Origin of the sequence: Streptomyces sp. CB02009, from assembly GCF_001905825.1 — a bacterium.
Lineage (GTDB): Bacteria > Actinomycetota > Actinomycetes > Streptomycetales > Streptomycetaceae > Streptomyces.
The window spans coordinates 179710-200246 of the sequence record NZ_LIVV01000006.1 but is presented as its reverse complement, the minus strand read 5'-3'; the positions used below and the strand labels follow the sequence as shown (position 1 = coordinate 200246).

At 73.7% G+C, this 20537-nt stretch carries 13 protein-coding genes; 4 read left to right on the top strand and 9 right to left on the bottom strand.

All coding sequences use genetic code 11. The features are described from left to right. The first annotated feature begins 287 nt into the window (after nt 1–287). Nucleotides 288–4097, top strand: coding sequence for a multifunctional oxoglutarate decarboxylase/oxoglutarate dehydrogenase thiamine pyrophosphate-binding subunit/dihydrolipoyllysine-residue succinyltransferase subunit (locus AMK27_RS24730; RefSeq protein ID WP_073912316.1), 3810 nt, complete (start codon nt 288–290; stop codon nt 4095–4097). 73 nt (nt 4098–4170) lie between these two features. Here the strand turns inward: AMK27_RS24730 and fxsT are convergent, their stop codons facing one another. The 7 genes from fxsT to AMK27_RS24695 form a co-directional block, all read right to left on the bottom strand. After that, a complete protein-coding gene (gene fxsT / locus AMK27_RS24725; RefSeq protein ID WP_073912314.1) occupies nt 4171–7194 on the bottom strand; it encodes an FxSxx-COOH system tetratricopeptide repeat protein in 3024 nt (1007 codons plus the stop codon). 58 nt (nt 7195–7252) lie between these two features. Further along, complete coding sequence (locus AMK27_RS24720) at nt 7253–8551, bottom strand: aKG-HExxH-type peptide beta-hydroxylase (protein WP_241847594.1); 1299 nt, start codon at nt 8549–8551, stop codon at nt 7253–7255. 126 nt (nt 8552–8677) lie between these two features. Next, a complete protein-coding gene (locus AMK27_RS24715) occupies nt 8678–8875 on the bottom strand; it encodes a hypothetical protein (protein ID WP_143204875.1) in 198 nt (65 codons plus the stop codon). 114 nt (nt 8876–8989) lie between these two features. Further along, complete coding sequence (locus tag AMK27_RS42750; protein ID WP_073912307.1) at nt 8990–12241, bottom strand: SAV_2336 N-terminal domain-related protein; 3252 nt, start codon at nt 12239–12241, stop codon at nt 8990–8992. A gap of 7 nt (nt 12242–12248) precedes the next feature. After that, a complete protein-coding gene (locus AMK27_RS24705) occupies nt 12249–13265 on the bottom strand; it encodes an AAA family ATPase (protein ID WP_073912305.1) in 1017 nt (338 codons plus the stop codon). A gap of 121 nt (nt 13266–13386) precedes the next feature. Beyond that, on the bottom strand, nt 13387–15426 hold the full coding sequence (locus AMK27_RS24700) for a VMAP-C domain-containing protein (RefSeq protein ID WP_073912303.1): 2040 nt from the start codon (nt 15424–15426) through the stop codon (nt 13387–13389). Then, on the bottom strand, nt 15423–15911 hold the full coding sequence (locus tag AMK27_RS24695) for a CU044_2847 family protein (protein WP_073912300.1): 489 nt from the start codon (nt 15909–15911) through the stop codon (nt 15423–15425). The genes AMK27_RS24700 and AMK27_RS24695 overlap by 4 nt, the downstream gene beginning before the upstream one ends. A gap of 94 nt (nt 15912–16005) precedes the next feature. Between AMK27_RS24695 and AMK27_RS24690 the strand changes: the two genes are divergently transcribed. Continuing rightward, nucleotides 16006–16191 (top strand): DUF6104 family protein, encoded by a 186-nt coding sequence (locus tag AMK27_RS24690; RefSeq protein WP_010061466.1) that lies wholly within the window; start codon nt 16006–16008, stop codon nt 16189–16191. Nucleotides 16192–16248: 57 nt separating this feature from the next. On the opposite strand, the gene AMK27_RS24685 is transcribed toward AMK27_RS24690, so the two are convergent. After that, nucleotides 16249–17064, bottom strand: a complete 816-nt coding sequence (locus AMK27_RS24685) for a hypothetical protein (protein ID WP_073912299.1) — start codon at nt 17062–17064, stop codon at nt 16249–16251. A 150-nt stretch (nt 17065–17214) separates the two neighbouring features. On the opposite strand from AMK27_RS24685, the gene AMK27_RS24680 reads away from it, so the two are divergent. Together AMK27_RS24680 and AMK27_RS24675 are read left to right on the top strand one after the other, a co-directional pair. After that, nucleotides 17215–18090 carry a DUF4097 family beta strand repeat-containing protein gene (locus AMK27_RS24680; protein WP_073912296.1) on the top strand — a complete coding sequence of 292 codons (876 nt, stop codon included), beginning with the start codon at nt 17215–17217 and terminating at the stop codon, nt 18088–18090. A gap of 1 nt (nt 18091) precedes the next feature. Next, a complete protein-coding gene (locus AMK27_RS24675; protein WP_073912294.1) occupies nt 18092–18991 on the top strand; it encodes a PadR family transcriptional regulator in 900 nt (299 codons plus the stop codon). 115 nt (nt 18992–19106) lie between these two features. Here the strand turns inward: AMK27_RS24675 and AMK27_RS24670 are convergent, their stop codons facing one another. Further along, a complete protein-coding gene (locus AMK27_RS24670) occupies nt 19107–20513 on the bottom strand; it encodes a cellulase family glycosylhydrolase (RefSeq protein ID WP_445194871.1) in 1407 nt (468 codons plus the stop codon). Nucleotides 20514–20537: the final 24 nt, after the last annotated feature.

Here is a 20537-nt window from a genome sequence, read left to right as displayed (position 1 = left end):
CGAAGGCTCGGGTGGAGCGATTCACCTGGGTGTACGTGAGGGAGACCTCCGCGCACGTGAGCGGGACGCGGTCAGGGGTGCGGTCGAAGCGGGCCGTGCTCGGGATTTCCCGTACCCTCACACATCCGGAACCCCGCTTGTTTCCCGCCATTCACGGCTCCGAAACACGCCGTCAAGTGTGACTTGCGCGACGTTGGCGCTCCCCGCCTGCACCTCCCGGCCGGACAGGCGTAGCCTTTATTTCCGCTGTCCATCACCTTGCGAAGCGGAAGAGGGCGGTTGCCGCCGTGTCGTCTCAGTCCCCCAGTACCCCGAGCTCCCCGGCCGACCAAGACGGGCGAGGCGTGAGCCCCGCAGCCGCCTTCGGTGCCAACGAGTGGCTCGTCGACGAGATCTACCAGCAGTACCTCCAGGACCCGAATTCGGTCGATCGTGCCTGGTGGGACTTCTTCGCCGACTACAAGCCGGGAGCGTCGGAGACCCCGACCGCCCCGGCCCCCACCACTCCGAGCGCCCCCGCGGCGCAGCAGGCGGGCCCCGCACAGGCCGCGTCTGCCGCTCCCGCGGCCGTTCCGGCCCCCGCGCCCGCTCCGGTCGCGGCTCCGGCCCCCGCGGCCGCTCCGGCGCCCGCGAAGCCCGCCGCGGCCCCTGCCGCGAAGCCGGCCGCCGCCGCCCCCGCCGCGACGAAGGCCGCGCCCGCCGCCGCCAAGCCCGCGGCCGAGGCCCCGGCCGGCCCCGAGCTGATCACGCTGCGCGGCCCCGCCGCCGCGGTCGCGAAGAACATGAACGCCTCGCTGGAGGTGCCGACGGCCACGTCCGTCCGCGCCGTCCCGGTGAAGCTGCTCTTCGACAACCGGATCGTGATCAACAACCACCTGAAGCGCGCCCGGGGCGGGAAGATCTCCTTCACGCACCTGATCGGCTACGCGATGGTGCAGGCGATCAAGGCCATGCCGTCGATGAACTACTCCTTCGCGGAGAAGGACGGCAAGCCGACCCTGGTCAAGCCGGAGCACGTGAACTTCGGTCTCGCGATCGACCTGGTGAAGCCCAACGGCGACCGCCAGCTCGTCGTCGCGGGCATCAAGAAGGCCGAGACGCTCAACTTCTTCGAGTTCTGGCAGGCGTACGAGGACATCGTCAAGCGGGCCCGCGTGGGCAAGCTGACGATGGAGGACTTCACCGGCGTCACGGTCTCCCTGACCAACCCCGGCGGCCTCGGCACCGTCCACTCCGTCCCGCGTCTGATGCCCGGACAGTCGGTCATCATGGGCGTCGGCTCGATGGACTACCCGGCCGAGTTCCAGGGCACGTCGCAGGACACCCTGAACAAGCTGGGCATCTCGAAGGTCATGACCCTGACCTCGACGTACGACCACCGCGTCATCCAGGGCGCCGCCTCCGGCGAGTTCCTGCGCGTCGTCGCCAACTTCCTCCTCGGCGAGCAGGGCTTCTACGACGACATCTTCAAGGCCCTGCGCATCCCCTACGAGCCGGTCCGCTGGCTCAAGGACATCGACGCGTCGCACGACGACGACGTCACCAAGGCCGCGCGCGTCTTCGAGCTCATCCACTCCTACCGGGTCCGCGGCCACGTCATGGCCGACACCGACCCGCTGGAGTACAAGCAGCGCAAGCACCCCGACCTGGACATCACCGAGCACGGCCTCACCCTGTGGGACCTGGAGCGGGAGTTCGCGGTCGGCGGCTTCGCCGGCAAGTCGATGATGAAGCTCCGCGACATCCTCGGCGTGCTGCGCGACTCGTACTGCCGCACCACCGGCGTCGAGTTCATGCACATCCAGGACCCGAAGCAGCGCAAGTGGATCCAGGACCGCGTCGAGCGCCCGCACTCCCGCGTGGAGCGCGAGGAGCAGCTGCGGATCCTGCGCCGGCTGAACGCCGCGGAGGCCTTCGAGACCTTCCTGCAGACGAAGTACGTCGGCCAGAAGCGGTTCTCCCTGGAGGGCGGCGAGTCCGTCATCCCGCTGCTCGACGCGGTCATCGACTCGGCCGCCGAGTCGCGCCTCGACGAGGTCGTCATCGGCATGGCCCACCGCGGCCGGCTGAACGTGCTCGCGAACATCGTCGGCAAGTCGTACGCGCAGATCTTCCGCGAGTTCGAGGGCAACCTCGACCCGAAGTCGATGCACGGCTCCGGCGACGTCAAGTACCACCTGGGCGCCGAGGGCACCTTCGTCGGTCTCGACGGCGAGGAGATCAAGGTCTCCCTGGCCGCCAACCCCTCGCACCTGGAGGCGGTCGACCCGGTCCTGGAAGGCATCGTCCGCGCCAAGCAGGACGTCATCAACAAGGGCGGCACGGACTTCACCGTCCTGCCCGTCGCCCTGCACGGTGACGCGGCCTTCGCCGGCCAGGGCGTCGTCGCCGAGACCCTGAACATGTCGCAGCTGCGCGGCTACCGCACCGGCGGCACGGTCCACATCGTCATCAACAACCAGGTCGGCTTCACCGCCGCCCCGGAGTCCTCGCGTTCCTCGATGTACGCGACCGACGTGGCCCGCATGATCGAGGCGCCGATCTTCCACGTGAACGGCGACGACCCGGAGGCCGTGGTCCGCGTCGCGCGGCTCGCCTTCGAGTTCCGCCAGACGTTCAACAAGGACGTCGTGATCGACCTCATCTGCTACCGCCGCCGCGGTCACAACGAGGGCGACAACCCGCAGTTCACCAACCCGCAGATGTACAACCTGATCGACAAGAAGCGTTCGGTGCGCAAGCTGTACACCGAGTCGCTCATCGGTCGCGGCGACATCACCCTGGAAGAGGCGGAGCAGGCGCTCCAGGACTTCCAGGGCCAGCTGGAGAAGGTGTTCGCGGAGGTCCGCGAGGCCACCAACGCCCCGGCGTCGGCGACGGTCCCGGACGCCAAGGCGGCCTTCCCGGTCGGCGTCACCACCGCGGTCTCCTCCGAGGTCGTGAAGCGGATCGCCGAGTCGCAGGTCAGCGTCCCGGAGCGGATCACGGTCCACCCGCGTCTGATGCCGCAGATGCAGCGCCGCGCCGCCTCCGTCGAGGACGGCACGATCGACTGGGGCATGGGCGAGACCCTCGCCATCGGCTCGCTGCTCATGGAGGGCACCCCGGTCCGGCTGTCCGGCCAGGACTCCCGCCGCGGCACCTTCGGCCAGCGCCACGCGGTCCTGGTGGACCAGGAGACCGGCGAGGACTACACCCCGCTGCTCTACCTCGCCGAGGACCAGGCCCACTACAACGTCTACGACTCGCTGCTCAGCGAGTACGCGGCGATGGGCTTCGAGTACGGCTACTCGCTGGAGCGCCCGGACGCCCTGGTCATCTGGGAGGCCCAGTTCGGTGACTTCGTCAACGGCGCGCAGACCGTCGTCGACGAGTTCATCTCCTCGGCCGAGCAGAAGTGGGGCCAGACCTCCGGCGTCACGCTGCTCCTGCCGCACGGCTACGAGGGCCAGGGCCCGGACCACTCGTCCGCGCGCCCGGAGCGCTTCCTCCAGATGTGCGCCCAGGACAACATGACGGTCGCCATGCCGACGCTGCCGTCGAACTACTTCCACCTCCTGCGCTGGCAGGTCCACAACCCGCACCACAAGCCGCTCATCGTCTTCACCCCGAAGTCGATGCTGCGTCTGAAGGCCGCGGCGTCCAAGGCGGAGGAGTTCACCACCGGCGGCTTCCGCCCGGTGATCGGCGACACGACGGCGAACCCGGCCGACGTCCGCAAGGTCGTCTTCTGCGCCGGCAAGGTCTACTACGACCTGGAGGCCGAGCGTCAGAAGCGCGGCGACACGGAGACCGCGCTCATCCGCCTCGAGCGCCTGTACCCGCTGCCGGGTGCCGAGCTCCAGGCCGAGATCGCCAAGTACCCGAACGCGGCGAAGTACATCTGGGCGCAGGAGGAGCCGGCGAACCAGGGTGCGTGGCCGTTCATCGCGCTCAACCTGATCGACCACCTGGACCTGGCGGTCGGCGCGGACATCCCGGCGGGCGAGCGCCTGCGCCGGATCTCCCGCCCGCACTCCTCGTCCCCGGCGGTCGGCTCGGCCAAGCGCCACCAGGCCGAGCAGCAGCAGCTGGTCAACGAGGTCTTCGACGCCTGATCGTCGCACCGCGTGAGGAGGCCCGGCACCCCTGAGGGGGTGCCGGGCCTCCGGCGTTTCCGGCCGGCGTACGTCAGAGGTTGGCCTCGAAGTCCCAGTACGGGCGGTTGCGCTGGCGGGCCGACAGGGTGTGCGGGTGCTGGGCGCCGAGTGTCCTGGTGAGGGTGAGCAGGGCGTCCTCCTCCAGCTTCGATGCCTCCTCGGTCTCGCGCAGTCCGCGCAGGTCGGTGGCGAGCGAGACCTGGCAGGAGAGGGTCAGCGGGTGCTCGGAGCCCATGACGTGCCGGGCCCGGCGCAGGGTGTCCCGGCTGAGTTCCGCGGCGTCGGACACGCGCCCGTTGAAGTTGCGGGCGGCCGTGGCGTTGAGGGCGCAGCCGAGGACCCAGGGGTGGTCGGGTCCGAGGGCGGCGGTGAGTCCGGCGAGCGCCGCCTCCAGCATGGTCATGGCCTCGGTGCGCTCGCCCGCGGACTGCATCACGAGCGCGGTGTTGGCGAGGACGCCGGTGGAGACGGGGTGGGCGGGGCCGAGGAGGGCGCGGTAGCCGGCCTCTGCCTCGTTGATGAGTTCGCGGGCCCGGTCGAGGTCGCCGTGTTCGCGCAGGTAGTTGGCGTAGTTGGTGACCGCGGAGAGCGTCAGGTAGTGGCCGCGTCCCTGGGCCTGTTCGAGGTGGTCGAGGACTCCGGCCATGACGGCGCCGATGTCGTCCTTGAAGCCGCCTTCGCGGCGCCGGCAGAGGGCGAGCTGGCTGCGCGCGTAGAGGGTCTGCAGGTGCTGGGGGCCGAGGATCTTCACATGGAGGCGGACGTTGGCCTCCTGGCGGCCGAGCGCCTCGCGGTAGCGGCCGAGCAGGCGGAGGTCCTGGGCCACCGCGTTGTTGGAGTTGAGGGTGGAGGGGTGGTGGGGCCGCAGGATGTTCTCGCAGCGGGAGAGGGTGTCGGCGTCCTGCTCGTACGCCTCCCGGTAGCGGCCGAGCATCCGCAGGACGACGCCGACGTTGTGACGGGCGGCGAGGGTGAGCTGCTGGGTCTCGCCGAGGAGGCTCTGCGCCTCGGCGAGGACCTCGCGCTGGAGGCGTTCGGACTCCTTGTACTGGCCGAGGAAGCGCAGGTCGCGGGCGATGCAGATCTTGGACTTGAGGTCGCCGAGCTCGTCGGGGTGCTCGGCGGCGGCGAGCAGGGTGCGGCGGGCGAGGTCGAGTTCGTACGCCTCGCGGAAGCCGCCGCTGCGGCGCAGGATGTCGCCCTCCACGGTGGTGAGTTCCTGCATGTGCGGGGAGAGCGGGTCCATGAAGCCGGTCCAGTTGCCGCGGATGCGTCCGGCGAGGCGGGTGCCCGCCTTGTACTCGCCGCTGCGGTCGCAGTAGCGCAGGCAGTTGAGGACGGTGGTCTGGATGCGCGGGTCGGTGCTGCGCAGTGCCCCGGAGGGCTCCAGGTGGGGCAGGAGCTCGGAGTAGCGGGGCCAGTTGCGGCTGTCCGTCGGGTTCCCGGGGTCGGCCTCGGCGAGCAGGGTCCGGACGGCCTTGCGGTGGGCGTCGCGGTGCTCGCCGTCGGTGAGCCGGGAGACGATGTCGTGCACCAGCCGGTGCATGTGGATCGACTCCTGCTGCGGTGCCGCCTCCTCGCTGGTGACGGGACCACGGGTCTCCCGGGTGAGCACCGAGTAGTTGACGAGGGTGTCGAGGGCGCGGGTCCAGGCGGGCAGGTCGGTGGCCATCCACCGCAGGTCCTCGGGGAGGGAGGCCTGCGGGTGGGCGCGGACGATGCCGAGGGGGATGCGGCCGGGGGCGAAGGAGGCGCACAGGCTGAGGATGTCGATGGCCTGCGGCTGGGCACGTCGGAGCCGGTTGATCAGTATCGACCAGGAGGTGAGCGAGGTGTTGGGCATGCCCTCGCCGGTGCTCGGCTCGTCGACGGTGGAGAGCCGTCCTTCGCGGACCATGCGCAGGTACTCGGAGGCCTCCATGCCCGACTCGCCGAGCCAGGCGGCCGCCTGGACGAGGGGCAGGGGTACGTCGCCGAACTCGGCGGCGACCTCGTCGGCCTCGACGGCGGTGATGTGCGGGGCCCGGCGCATGAGGTAGCCGGTGGATTCGGCGCGGTCGAAGTTGCGGACCGGGAGCACGTCGGTGTGTTCGCGCCAGCCGTGATTGCGTGAGGTGATGAGGACGTGTCCGGGTCCCTGCGGGACCATGACGTCGACGTCCCTGATGTCGTCCCAGCCGTCGAAGACGACGAGCCAGCGGCCGTGCGGGTCGCCGCGGCGGAGGGCTTCGCGGACGGCGCGGATGCGTTCGCCGGGCTCGCTGCCGGTGGGGAGTTCGAGGGCGACGGCGAGTTCGCCGAGGCGGTCGCGCTGGACGTTCCGGTCGTCGGAGCTGACCCACCAGATGACGTCGTAGTCGGAGCTGAAGCGGTGGGCGTACTCCGCGGCGATCTGGGTCTTGCCGATGCCCGACATGCCCAGGAGGGTGTACGCGGCGTTGCCGCGCTCGGCGTCCATGAGCCGTTCCTGGAGCTCGGTGAGGAGGTCGTCGCGGCCGGTGAAGCGGGGGTTGCGGCGAGGTACCTCGCCCCAGATGTCCGGCGGGGTCTCGGGGTAGCGGACGAGGGCGCCGGGCGCGATCCGGCGGGCGGGGGAACGGCGCGGTTCGATGTCGAGCCTGCTGAGCAGCCGGGCCTCCGCCTCCTCTTCGCCGACGCCCCAGAGGCTGACCGGTTCGAGGACGGCCGTGGAGGGGAGGAGGGTGCGGTTGGTGAGGTTGACGGCGGCGAAGCGGTCGGCCTGGCCGGCGACGAAGCCGCGCAGGACGTCGTTCCATTCGCCGGCCGGCCGCGGGCCGAGTTCGAAGAACCAGTCGTCGAGGACGAGGAGGACCCTGCCGCGGGCGAGGAGCAGGTCGCCGAGGGAGTCCTCCAGGGGGACCTCGCGGGGCGGGTCCCAGCGTTGCAGGGTGGCGCGGACACCGTGGGTGTCGAGGCGCTGGTTGATCCAGGCCGCCCACGGCCGGTGGTAGCCGGGAAAGACGACGAGGACGTGCTCGGGAGCAGCTCTGCCACCGTGGTCCGCCGAAGCGCCGCCCGACCGCTGTTCCGCCATGTGTGCATCTCCCGTCCCGCTCACGCGCAACGCAGTGTCATGTGCCGTGGGCACAGTGTTACGCAAGGGCTCGCCGGCCGGAGCTGAGGCTCGCAAGGTGCTTCCTCATTTGCCGGGCGAACTCCCTTCCCTCATTGGTCAGTTCATCGGATTCAAGCAGTATCGCAAGAGCTTCGACCACCTGATCGTGGACATGGTCGAAACGTTGTGCGGACCGTACGCGCCACCGCTCGGGCAACCCCGGCGCACGGCTGCCCCGGGCCGCCCTGTGCCACAGATCGGCGAGCGCCAGATGGGCGTAGACCCCCTGGAGGACGCCGGCGACCGGGCGGGCGTCCGTGCGCCAGCCGACCCGGTAGGTGGGGGCCGCCCGGCCCGGCGGGTGGGGCCGGTGGAGCGGGACCAGCTCGTGGAGGGTGGCGAGCTTGCTGTGGTGCAGTTCGTGGACCAGCGTCTCGGCCATGTCCGCGGCACCGGCCGAGGGCGTCATGAGGACCGCGCCGGGCGCGGCGCTCAGCGTGGCCCCGATGGCACGCGTCCCGCGCGGGACGAGGGGCACGACGGCGTCCACCGAGCGGCCCACCTCGATCGCCCGCTCCCGGTCGGTGCCGCGCAGCAGGCGGCGCGCGGCGGTCCAGCGGTCGGCCCAGCCGGCGTGGTCGGTGTCGGCGTGGTCGGCCGCGGCCCGGGCCGGGATGCCCATGTCGGGCGGCAGCCGGTACGGATCGAGGTCCTCCAGCCGGGTCGCGCCGCCGGGCAGGGCGCGCAGCCCGCGCCAGCCGGGGCCGCTGCCCGTCAGCGTCCTCGCGGGGCCGTTCGCGCGACGGCGGAGCACGGCGCGGGAGCCCGTACCGTCACCGCCCCCGATCCGTACCGCGCGGGAGCGGGCGTCGATGCGGAGCCGGCCCGCGCCGCCCGACTCGACCCGGCCGACGCCGGGGAGCGGGAGCACTCCGCCGGGAGTGTCGACGACCAGGTCCACCTCGACCCCGGCGCGCAGGGCCGCGGTGACGGCGAGGAGTTCGAGATGGGCGAGGTGGCGGTCGAGGCCGGGCCCGAGCGGCTCGGTGAGCGCGGCGGCGAGCCAGGCGCCGGTGGTCGGGTAGTCGAGGACGGCGCGGACGACGTCCGGGCGGGCCCGCTCGGCCCGTTCGAGCAGCAGCCAGCCCGCCTCGAAGCCGCGCAGCACCGCGGGCGCCACCGTCTCGCGGTGACGCTGGACCCGTACCAGGAGGGTCTTGAGCAGGAGCAGTCGACGCGCGTGCAGCCCGGCGCGCAGCAGGGACGCCCCGGCCGGTCCGGGGCGTGTGGTGGCGAGACCCGCGAGGACCACCGGATCCGGCGGGGCCACGATCACCCCCGGCTCCGGACGCGCGACCGGCCGCCGGGCGGGCCGGACGGGCGATCGCGGGGCGACCGGCCACCGGGCGTCGATACGGCCGAAAACGATCGCCCCGTACGGACGCCCCGCGCGGGCACCCGGTCAGCCGATGAACTCGTCCTCCTGCCAGGACTCGACGAGATCCGAGGGGCGGAGCAGCACTCTCTCCACCGCCGCCCCGAGGGCGGCGTCGTCCATGACCCGCAAGGTCCGCAGGTCGACGGCCGCGAGATCGGACAGTTGCGGAGACCTGACGGCATCCCGGCCGACCCCGGTCGCCCACCCCGTGTGCTCGAACACTCTCGGCTCCTCCTCACCGACGCTGTCCCCCACGGTCGTAGCGGTGCGGCGGTTCTTCCCGACGCCAGGAGACCGGAAACCCATTCGATTCAACTGCCCCCATGTGCGCCCCCGTTATCCGGCCGTCCAGGACCACCACGGGGGCATGACACGACGGCGCTCCTCGGGTGTGAGCGGTACCCCCTCCCTCGCGCCGGCGCCCTCCACCCCCGCGAGCAGCGCCCGGGTCCGCTCCACGTCGTCCCAGTCGACCTCCACCAGCTCCCCCGTGAGGCGCCGCCACTGCGTCGTCGCCGCGAGCAGCACCGTCCTGGCCCGTGCGGGGCGGCCCATCAGGACGAGCACCGCCCCCTGGGCGTGCAGCGCGCGGGCGCCGGTGGCGGTGCCCGGCTCGTCGCCGTGGGCGGCGCGGGAGTCCTCTCCGGCGTTGCGGTACGCGGCGAGGGCGTCGCCGATCACCCCGTCCCGCGCCGTTTCGGCCAACTCCAGCCGGACTCTGCCCAGTTGCAGCCAGACCTCGGCGCGGTCCCCCGGGTCATCGGTGCCGCGGAGCGCCTGTTCGAGCACATGGCGGCTCTCGAAGAGGTCCGGGAGGAACCCCGCCCGGTGGAAGCGGAGCGCCAGGACGCTGCCGATCAGGGCGCGCGCCCGCGCGCGCTCCGGTGCTCCGGCGGGCAGGCGGGTGAGGGCCTCGCGCAGGACGCCCTCGGCCCGGTCGACCGGTGCCGTGCCCGTGGCCGCCGCGGCCCGGCGCAGCAGCGATCCGCCCCAGGTGAGCAGGAGCGGTCCGCGCTGCTCGCTGTCGGCGGGGGCCAGCAGGGTGGCCTCCTCGTACGCCGCGTCGGCGGCGGCGCCGTCGCCCTCCGTGTCGTACAGCCGGGCGCGTGCGGTGGTGAGGCGCAGCCGCAGGGCGCGCGCGTCGCCGAGGAGGGGCTCGGCGCGGTCGAGCACGGGTTTGATGCGGCCGGGGTCGGCCCCGGCGAGGTGGAGGGCGTCCGCGAGGTCGAGGAGGACGGCGGCGCTCTCGTGCAGGGTGAGGGCGGCGGTGAGTTCGGTGGCCGCCTCCTCGCCGTCACCGCGCGCGAGGAGCAGCCGGCCGCGCCGCAGATGGAGGGTGTGGCGGGCGGTTTCCGGCCAGTGGTCGGCGTCCTCGGCGAGGGCGGTGAGGGCCGCGTCGAGATGGCCGGTCTCGTCGCTGTCCCGCCATAACGCGTGGTGGACGACGGCCAGTTCGAGCCGGGCCTCGGCCCATGCCTCCCCGCCGTCCCTGGCGAGCTCCCCGGCCCGTACGAGCGTGCCGGCGGCGTCGCCGAGGAGCTCGGGGCGGCGGCCGGTGCGGCGGGCGGCGGCGGTGCCGGCCTCGGCGTACAGGGCGCGGGCGAGGACGATCCGAGCCTCGACCGGTTCGGCCGGGAGCGCCGCCTCGGCGCGCTCGCGTGCCCCGGCGAGCAGGGCCGGGTCGGACTGGGCGCGGCCCTGCGCGAGGAGGCGGCGGGCCTCGGTGAGGGGGTCGGGGGTGACGAGGTCGGGGTGGTAGAAGCGGAGTACGCGCGCGGGGATGCGGGCGAAGAGCTCGGTCTCGGGGCCGTCGGGCCCCAGGGGCTCGTCGGTCGCCTCGGCCTCCTCGGACTCCTCGGCGAGGTCGGTGACCCGGCCTCGGGTCCGGCGGGACCGCGTGCCGTCCCCGGTCCCGGTGCCGTCCCCGCTCCCGGGGTCGGCCTCGGGGTCGGTGCCGGCGAGGCGCGCGGCGGCGAGCGCCGGGAAGTTGCGCATGCCCTGGCCGAAATTGCGTTCCACGTAGGCGGAGCAGTGCTTGAGGACGAGGGCGGCGGCGCTCGGGTCGAGCGAGCCGAGGAAGTGCTGCTGGATGCCGGGCGGATAGCTGAAGCAGGGGTACGGGGTGGGCCCGGGCAGGCGTCGCAGAAGGCCGCTGAGGAGCACCTCGGCCAGCTCCATGGGGCCGGTGTCGGGAAGCATGGCGCGCTGCACGAGCTGCATCACGGGCAGGGCCAGCGGGGCCGCCGCGAGGTGGACGGCGAGCCGGAGCGCGCCGGGTGAGGCGGCGGCCCGGAAGGCCCGCAGGAGGTCGTCGTCGCTCCGTGCGGCCCGGGGGGTCCTGGGTGCGCGCGGCTCCACGGCCTCGGGGGCGAGCCAGGCGGCCCAGCCGCGTACGGAGTTGCCGCCGTGGCCGGTGTGGAGCCGGGTCCAGGAGGCGAAGGCCTCGGGGGTCGGGGTGAGCACGGGGACGGCCCGCCGGCCGGGGGCCGCGGGCCCCCAGGGCTCGTCGTCGGAGCGGAACGCGGTGTGGCCGCCGGGGGTGGCGGAGCGCTGGAAGGTGCCGGGCTCGGCGGGGAGCGCGGTGCGGGGCCAGAGGCGCGGGGGCAGCGGCTGGACGAGGGCGAGCGGGGAGTTGCGGGGCCACTGGCGGAGGAAGCGCTGGGCGGCGCCGCGCTGCCAGAGGGGTCCGACGCAGTCGCTGACGACCAGCGTGAACCGGCGGCCGGTGGGGTCGTGGAGCTGGTCGACGGGGCGCAGCCGGGGGCGGCCGTCGGCGCCGGAGGTGGTGGTGGCGAGCGGGGGGCCGTCGCCGGTGTCGTACAGGCGGTGGACCTGGACGTCCCGGAAGGCGCCGGACTGCTGGCAGGCCTGGCGGAGTTCCTCGACCATACGGGTCCAGACGACCATGGCGGGTCCGGTGTCCATGAGGAGCTGGATGTCGGGGCGCCGGCCGGCCGCCGGGCGCATCACGGGGGTGAGGATGCCTGCGGCGGCGCTGCGTTCGGCGGTGGCCTCCTCGTCGAGGACGCCCTCGCCGGGGCGGTGGGGTGCGAGGGCGTAGGCGCGCAGGGGGCGGAGGGCCTTCTGGAGTCCCAGGAGTCCGGGGAGGGCGTTGGCGCCGGGGGCGCGGACGGGCAGGGTCGCGCCCCGGTCCGTACGCCGGTCCGTACGCCGGTCTCCCCCGGTGGTGCCTGTGGCACCCGTGGTGCCCGGTGCGTCGGGGGTGTCGACGGTCCCGGCCCCGTCCGTGACGCCGACTCCCCCTGCTCCCCCGGCCGGTCCCGTGCCGCCCGTGGCCATGTGGAGGGAGACGGACTCACGGGGGCCGCCGGGCCCGGCCGCTCCCCCGCCCCCGGCGCCGGCCGCGCGGCCGCCCGGGTCCCGGCCGTCGGAGGAACCGTCCCCGGCCGTCTCCCGCCGGGGGCCGCCCGGCGGTCCGTCCGCGCCCTCCGGCCCCTCCTGGTCCCCGGGCGGCGGGCCGGGGAGCCACTGGGACAGCCAGAGGGCGTCCGCGACGTCCTCCGCGGTGGGGTCCTGGCCACCGGCCCGCAGTCTGCGGGTGAGTTCCTCCAGATGCATCCGGTGCATCCGATCGTCACCTCGGCTGATCGAGCGGTTGCATGAGCATGTCGGCGATGCGTTCCCTGGTGACCCGTTCGGCGCGGGAGGCGTGCTGGGTCAGATAGAGGGCGTTGAGGAGCTGGTCGGTGGCGATGACCTCGCCGGGCTCGCGGTTGAGGAAGCGCTGGACGAGGCCCTGTTCGCCGTCGCCCGCGGCGGCCTCGCCGCCGAGGTGCGCCTCGATCATGGCGCGGAGCTGGTCCTCGCCGGGTGCTTCGAGCTCCAGGCGGATGCAGCGGCGCAACAGGGCGGCGGGGAAGTCCCGTTCGCCGTTGGAGGTGAGCACGATGAACGGGAAGGTGGTGCAGCGGACCCGGCCGCCGAGCACCGCCACCTTGCGGCCGTCGTCGCTGAGCACCTCCACGACGGGCTCCCGGTCGGCGAGCCGCTCCAGCTCGGGAATGGCGAACTCGCCCTCCTCCAGGGCGTTCAGGAGGTCGTTCGGCAGATCCAGGTCGCTCTTGTCGAGCTCGTCGATGAGCAGCACCCGGGGCTGCTCGGAGGGGAGCAGCGCGGTGCCGAGCGGGCCGAGCCGGATGTACGAGCCGATGCCGGCCGGTGCCGCGGCCGCGGAGCCGGGCGATCCTGCCTGGGCGCGCTCCAGCTGGACGTCCTGGAGCCGGCCGATGGCGTCGTACCGGTACAGCCCGTCCTGGAGGGTGGTCCGGCTGACGATCGGCCACCGGAGCACCCGGCCGAGGCGCAGTTCGTGGGCGACGGCGTGGGCGAGGGTGGACTTGCCGGTGCCGGGGTTGCCGGTGACGAGGAGCGGCCGCCGCAGGTACAGCGCGGCGTTGACGGCATCGGTCTCGGCGGGCCTGGGGTGGTGGTTCTGGACGAGCCTGCGCTTGACGCCGAGCCGCCGGTCGGAGCCCGCCAGGGTGTCGTCGGCGCTGCCCGCGGAGAAGTCGCGCCAGGGCGGCGGGGCGGGCAGCCGCTGTATCTCGTCGTGCGGAAGACCGGCACCACGGTAGATCCGCCAATCGTTCACGATGGACTCCTCCTGGCTGTGGTGTCGCTGCCGGGTCCGTCGACCGTACCGCCCGGGAGCGGGGCCTGCCGACGGCTTAATCGGACGGATCGCGGGGCCTTCGTCCCGGTGGGCACTCGGGTCACTGCTCCCCCTCGCCGAGCAGCGGCGGGGGCTCCAGGCTGCCGCCGTACGGGGGCCGGTCGGGCGGGTCCAGGAGCAGGGCGATGCTCTCGGCCCACGCGTACGGCGCCTCGGGCCCGGCGGCCCGGTCCGCGCGGGTGCGCAGCGACCGGACGGGGCCGCGCACGTCCCAGGCGTCGCGGACGGCGGAGAGCAGCCGGCCGGCCCGCTCGTGGAACTCCGCGCAGTCGGTGTGGTCGTGGGCGCCGGTCCGCCAGACGGCGAGCGGATGGCCGGCTTCGAGCGCCGCGTTCATCGCCATGAACCCGTCGCCGCCGCCGACGTGGCCGCAGTGGACCGGGACGGCGCCGCCGGGCGCCTCGCGGAGCCGGTCGTACGCCTCCGGCCAGGTCTCCCGGCGCACGCGCGGGGTGTGGGCGTCCCGGCCCGCGCCGGGCACCTCCGCGCGCAGCGGGGTCGCGTGGAGCGGCCCGTGCTCCGCCGCCGCCCAGCGCTCGCGCCATTCGGGCGTCGGCTCCCGGTCGTTGCGGCGGGCGTCGCGGATGACGACGAACCGGCGCTGGCCGAGGGTGGGCAGCCAGGCGTCGTCGGGGCCCCGGGGCGGTTCGAGCCGCCAGGTGTCGAGAGGTTCGTCGAAGAGTTCGCGCGGGAGCACCGCCTCCACGGCGGCCAGGTGCCGTCCGCTGTCGCCGCGCCGCAGGGCGTCCGCGAGCGGTTCGCGCAGGGTCTCCCTGAGCTGGGCCCGCGTGGCGCCCCGCTCGTCGAAGTGGAGCGGGCTGACCGTGTGCCCGTCGAGGAGGAGCTTGACCCGCCACGGGTACCGTCCGGGGTCGTAGACCGGGGGGTCGATCTCCAGGAGAACGTCGGCACGCGCGCGGGGTTCGCGTACGGAGAGGGGCGCCGGCCGGCCGGGGCTGACCAGGCGGTCGATCTCGCGCCGGAGGTGCCGGTCGGCGTCGCCCGACTCGTCGACGATCCAGTGGGTGAGGTCCGCGGTGTCGATCCGCTCGCCGTACCGCCCGCGCACGTGCCGGGCGACGTGGGCGGCGTACAGGAGCACCGCGTCCAGTTCGAGGTCGCGGACGCCGTCCCTGCGGGGCGCCCGCAGACGGCGCAGGAGTCCGGCGCCCTCGCTCCAGGTGCGGGGGTCGTCCTCCAGGGCGTCCGGCAGTTCGTCGTCCCTGATCCAGGCCTTGACCTGGTCGACGAGGTCCATGATCTCGCCGGGCGCGGTGGGCGCGGGCAGTTCGGCGAAGTGCCCGTACAGCTGGGTGCGCAGTCCCGGGCCGACGCCCGCGGCGCCGGCGAGTCGTCCCTGGGTGCGCGTCCAGTCGGGCCGGTCGTCCAGGGAGCGGTAGCGGGCGAGGTGGTAGCGGTCGTGGGCGCGCAGCGCCTCGCCCATCGCCTCGCCGCCGGGGAGGTCGTGCAGCCGGCGGAGCGCGGTGACGGGCACGACGGCGCCGCCGTCGCGGCCGCGTCCCTTGTTGAGGCCGACGACGGCGCCCTGCTGGTGGTCGACGACGGGGCCCCCGGAGCAGCCTTCGACGGGCATGACCCAGTCGGTGATGAGCGCCTTGCCGTCCGTGCCGATCAGGGTGCCGTGGACGTGCCGGATGCCGAGCTCGCCGGTCTCCCGCGACCAGCCGTGGAGTCCGACGGAGGCCGGCGGGACGGGCGGGCGCTCGCCGAGGCGCACGCAGGAGGCCTTCAGTGCGCCGGGCACGCGGACGAGCGCGATGTCGGGGAAGGCCCACCGGTCCGGCGGGTCGTCGGGCCGGTCGGGGCGCGGCAGGGCGAGCACGACGGTGCCGGTGGTCTCCCGGGAGGTCTTGCCGTCCTCCCAGGTGATGCCGACGGCGGGCTCGCTCCTCCACACCGCGCTTCCCCCCTCGGCCACGACATGGGCGCAGGTCAGCACCCAGCCGGGGGCGATGAAGAAGCCGGTGCCCCAGTACCGGTCGCCGTGCGGGTCATACCCGCCGTCGGGAGCGGCGATGCGTACGAGCGCGGGGCGCACGAGAGCGTCGAAGGCGCTCATGCGCGCTCGTCGGCCGCCGGGTCCGGTGTCGCGGGATCGGGCGCGGGCGGCCGGGGCGCGGGAACGGCCACGGGGTCCGCGGCGGACTCCGGCCCGGGGCCTGCTTCGGGGCCTGCTCCGGAACCTGCTTCGGGGCCTGCTTCGGGAGCGGCGGCCCGGCCCGGTTCGGTCCAGGTCAGGGAGACGTTCACGGAGGCCTTGCCCGAACCGTCGGCGAGGACTCCGATCACCTTGCCGGACTGTGCGGAGAGTTCGATGCCGAAGCTGACGGCGACCTCCACGGAGCCCTGCGGGTCGAGCCCCGCCCGCAGCGAGCCGACCACCCCGCGCACCACGTCCGTGAGCCCGCCGGCCATCGAGACCACCCGGTCCTTGATGGCGGTGTCCTGGAACCCACCGCCTCTGCCGAGTTCCTGCACGTCACTGACCCGGGCCCACACGGGCGTGCCGTCGTCCAGCCGAATACGCGCGATCCCGTGCGTCACAGCGCCCCCGCTCCCCGAAACGATGATGAGGAAGGCTAGTCGCCGGGACTGACGGGCGACAGGGGACCCGAGGGGTTCGGCCTATCCTGAACGCATGTATTTCACCGACCGTGGCATCGAGGAACTGGAGAAGCGGCGCGGCGAGGAGGAGGTCACCTTCGAGTGGCTCGCCGAGCAGCTGCGGACGTTCGTCGATCTCAATCCCGACTTCGAGGTGCCGGTCGAGCGCCTCGCGACCTGGCTGGCCCGTCTCGACGACGAGGACGACGAGGACGAGTAGGGCCCGCTCGCAGGAACGGCCGCTCCGAGCGGTGAAGGGGTGACTCCGCGCGCGGGGTCACCCCTCCCGCAGTCGGTCGTAGACGAGGCCGAGCGCGCCGTGGGCGACGAGCAGCGCCCCGGCCGTCGCCCAGCCGCCGCTGCGCCGGCCGAGGCCCCAGATCAGCAGCGGCACTCCCGCGGCGAGCTGCGCCGCGCCCAGGACGCGTGCCTTCGGGCCGCGCAGGTACGGGCCGAGGGGACCGCCCTCCACCACGTCGAGTTCGGCGCGCACAGCTTCCCTCCAGCCCGACCATTCGAGCTGTTCGGCGCCCTGGGCCAGGGCCGCTGAGCGGAGCCGGTCGGCGCTCCCGCCGGGGTGGAGTCCGGTCGGCAGGGCGAGCCCGAGGCGGCCGAGGACGGCGACGACGCCGAGGAGCCGGGTGGCGGCGTCGGCGTCCGGGTCGGGCTCGGTGAGCGGTTCCAGGGCCTGGACGTCCAGGACGGGGTCGAGGGCGAGCCGGGCGGCGAAGGTGCGCATGGCCTCGTCCTCGCCGACGGGGGTGCCGTCGGCGAGCCAGGTGTAGCCGACCGTGCGGCGGAAGCCGGCGGCGAGGGTGAGACCGGCCCGGTCGCGGTCCCACCAGAACGCGACGACGGGCCAGCCGGCGGCCGAGACGGCGAGGGCGGTGTCCCAGCCGGTGACGACCTGTTCGACCGGCTCCCCGCCGTGGAGCCAGGGCTTCCCCTCCGGTACGAGCACGCTCCAGCCGTCGCCCGCGGGGGCGAGCAGCAGGTGCTCGCGGAGCAGCTGGGCGGGCGGCCGCACCGTCTCGGGGTCGGCACGGCAGAGGAGCAGCGCCCCGACGGGATGCGGTCCGGATGTCGCGTTCATGGGCTCTACGCTAGGCCAATTTGTCCGCATGCGGAGTCACTTGTCCCCACCCTGTCAGGGGAGAGTCAGGGTTGACTTCCCTTCACCGCGATATATCGTGTCTATCGAGAAACACGATATGTTGCGTTGCCGATACGGGAGGTCAGCACCATGACAGAGTGGTCCGTCACCGAGCCGACGAAGCTGGCCCCTGCCGACCCCGTGACCCGCCTGCGGGTCCGCATCGTCAACGGCGCGGTGAACGTGGTGGGGACCGACGAGGGTTCCGCCCGCGTGGAGGTCTCCGAGGTCGAGGGACCGCCGCTGCTCGTGTCCCAGGACGGCTCCACCCTCACCGTGGGCTACGAGGACCTCCAGTGGAAGAGCGCCCTCAAGTGGCTCGACCGCAAGGAGTTCCGCCGCCGGGCCGTGGTCTCCGTCGCCGTCCCCGCGGGCGTCGACGTCGAGCTGGCCGTGGTCGGTGCCGAGGCCGTCGTCACCGGCATCACGGGACGTACGGAGGTGCGCGGCGTCTCCGGCGACACCACCCTCCTCCGGCTCTCCGGCCCGGTCCGCGCCGAGAGCGTCTCGGGCAGCCTGGAGGCGCAGTCGGTCACCGGCGCGCTCCGGATCAACTCGGTGACCGGCGACGTGACGGTGATCGAGGGCGCGGGCGCCTCCGTGCGGGCCGAGACCGTCAGCGGCGACATGGCCATCGACCTCGACCCGGCCGAGCTCGACGGCCCGCCCGCCGACATCCGGCTCTCCAGCCTCTCCGGCGAGGTCGCCATCCGCCTCCCCCACCCGGCCGACGCCCGCGTCGAGGCCAACACGACGACGGGCTCCGTGTCGAACGCCTTCGAGGACCTGCGGGTGGCCGGGCAGTGGGGCACCAAGTCCGTCACCGGCACCCTCGGTTCGGGTCGGGGGACGCTCAAGGCGACCACCGTCTCCGGCTCCATCGCGCTGCTCCGCCGCCCCGAGTCCGAAGAGGACGGCGGCGCCACCTCCTCCCCCACCCCCTCCGCGACCGGAAAGGTGCTCTGACATGCCGCCCGTCTTCGCGCACGGCCGCCTGCGTCTCTATCTGCTGAAGCTGCTCGACGAAGCGCCCCGCCACGGCTACGAGGTGATCCGCCTCCTGGAGGAGCGCTTCCAGGGCCTGTACGCGCCCTCGGCGGGCACGGTCTACCCGCGCCTGGCCAAGCTGGAGGCCGAGGGCCTCGTCACCCACGCGAGCGAGGGCGGCCGCAAGGTCTACTCGATCACCGACGCCGGCCGTGCCGAGCTGGCCGGGCGCGGCGCCGAACTGGACGACCTGGAGCGGGAGATCCGCGAGTCGGTGTCGGAGCTCGCGGCTGAGATCCGGGACGACGTGCGCGGTGCGGCGGGCCGGGTGCGCAGCGAGATGCGCGCGGCGGCGGGCCGCACCCGGGCGGCGGATTCCTCCTCGTTCACCGAGGCCAAGGAGGAGCTGCGCCGGGTCGGGCAGGAGTGGAAGGAGCAGGCCCGCCAGGCCCGCGCCGAGGCCAAGTCCGCGCGCCACCAGGCGAAGGAGTTCCAGCGGATCGCCCAGCAGGTGCAGGAGGAGGTCCAGGACCGCTTCTCGCGCGGCGACTGGCCCAAGGGCGTCTGGGAGGGCCTCTCGGACATCACGGCCCAGCTCGGCGGCCTGGTGGCGGGCACCACCCACCCCAAGGCCGCCGGCCAGGAGCCGCCGTTCGCGGCGGCCCCGGCCGACGAGGTGCCGGAGTGGGCGCGGGACACGGAGGGCTCGGGCGACCCGGCCCGCGACCTGGACCGGCTCCTCGACCGCTTCCGAGACGAGATCAGGGACGCGGCCCGCGACCACGGGGTGAGCCAGGAGCAGCTGGCCGAGACCCGCGCCCAGCTGTCGACGGCGGCGGTCCGGATCACCGGCCTGCTGCGCTCCCGCCCGAAGGCATGACCGCCGGGCCGACGGGACCGTGACGGCCGAAGCCCTGGGAGGCGAGCCCGGGGAGCCGGACCCCTGGACTCGGGCCCCAGGAGACCGGTCCCGGGCGCGCGCCCCCGGCAAAGCCTCAGCGGCGGGTGGCGGTCACCGTCACCCGGGTGCCCGGGAGCGCGAGGACCAGGGCACGGCCGGGGGCCGGCCGGAGCACCAGCGCGGCGCCCCGGGCCGTCACCCGCCAGTCGCCGGGCGGCAGGGCGAGTTCGGTGACCCGGGAGCCGCGGCGCCCCGCGGAGTCGTACGAGAGGCGGTAGACCCCGGCCGCCGGGTCGTAGGCGGCGGAGCGCACCGTGCCCGCGACCGCCTCCGCGTACGGCTCGGCGGTCAGCTCCTTGTTCGTACGGAACGCCCCGGTGCCGTCCACGGCGCAGTAGCCGCCGCCGTAGCACCACTCCCAGCCCGCCCAGCCGGAGCTGTAGCGGCCGAGCGAGGCCATGGCCTCGCGGTAGAAGCGGTTCATGTTCGGCTGCGCGTTGTCGAGCGGCCCCCACTCCCCCACCACCACGGGGACCTTGTACTCCTTCGGGTACAGGGTGACGGCCTGCTCGTAGTTCTCGATCCAGCGGGCTCCCGGGTCGTAGTCCCCGCCGGCCTCCATGGCTCCGTTGTAGAAGTGCGGGGCGTAGACGATCTTCGGGTCGTCGATCCGGCCGAGTCCGGTGGGCACGCCCTCGCCCACGATGGGGGTCGGCTCGACGAAGATCCAGTTGTCCTGGTCGACCGAGCGGATCGCGTCCGCGACGCGGTTGTACATCGGGGTGATCTGGTCCCGCTCGATGCGGCGGGCGGCGGTCGCCAGGTCCTCGCCCTCGCGCAGCTCGCCCATCGGCTCGTTGATCGGGTCGTAGCCGAGCACCGCGGGGTGGTCCTCGAAGCGGTCGGCGAGCACCCGCCACATCCGGGCCTGGGCGCGCCGCAGGTCCTCGTCCTCGTACAGGTGGGTGAAGGCGCGCTGCACGGCGGGCTCGAAGTACTCGGCGAACCAGTCGTCGGGGTGCGGGGTGAACGGCAGTCCGTCGGTCCTGGTCGCCCAGGCGGGTATGCCCCGGTGGCCGAAGGCGGGCCCGAAGACGTCCTGGTGGGCGTCGATGAGGACCTTGACGTCGTGTTTCTCGGCCCAGTCCAGGATCCGTTCGACCTTCCGCAGATAGGACTGGCTGTACTGGCCGGGCCGTGGCTCCAGGTCGTCCCAGAAGACCAGGACCCGGGCGAAGTTGAAGCCCTTGGCCCGCATGTCGCGGAAGTGCTTCTCGGTGATCCCGGAGAGGGCGGCGTCCCCGCCGTGCGCCTTGTCCCCGACGTTCCAGCCGCGCAGGGTGAGGGCGCGGCCGTGCTCGTCGGTGAGGGCGGGGATCGTGTCCCCGCCGGTCCCCGGGCGTTCGGGGGCTGCGGCGACGGGGACGGCGGGGGCGATCAGGGCGGCGGCGAGGGCGCCCGTGACCAGGGTGGTTCGCCACGCGTGGGTGGTTCGCGACAAGGTAGACCTCCGGCACGAGGAAGT

Bases quoted from the DNA above. Each gene is read 5' to 3' on its own strand.
- AMK27_RS24700 (WP_073912303.1), bottom strand. From the start codon at position 15,426: ATGAGCGCCTTCGACGCTCTCGTGCGCCCCGCGCTCGTACGCATCGCC.
- AMK27_RS24675 (WP_073912294.1), top strand. From the start codon at position 18,092: ATGCCGCCCGTCTTCGCGCACGGCCGCCTGCGTCTCTATCTGCTGAAG.
- AMK27_RS24680 (WP_073912296.1), top strand. From the start codon at position 17,215: ATGACAGAGTGGTCCGTCACCGAGCCGACGAAGCTGGCCCCTGCCGAC.
- fxsT (WP_073912314.1), bottom strand. From the start codon at position 7,194: ATGGCGGAACAGCGGTCGGGCGGCGCTTCGGCGGACCACGGTGGCAGA.
- AMK27_RS24685 (WP_073912299.1), bottom strand. From the start codon at position 17,064: ATGAACGCGACATCCGGACCGCATCCCGTCGGGGCGCTGCTCCTCTGC.
- AMK27_RS24690 (WP_010061466.1), top strand. From the start codon at position 16,006: ATGTATTTCACCGACCGTGGCATCGAGGAACTGGAGAAGCGGCGCGGC.
- AMK27_RS42750 (WP_073912307.1), bottom strand. From the start codon at position 12,241: ATGCACCGGATGCATCTGGAGGAACTCACCCGCAGACTGCGGGCCGGT.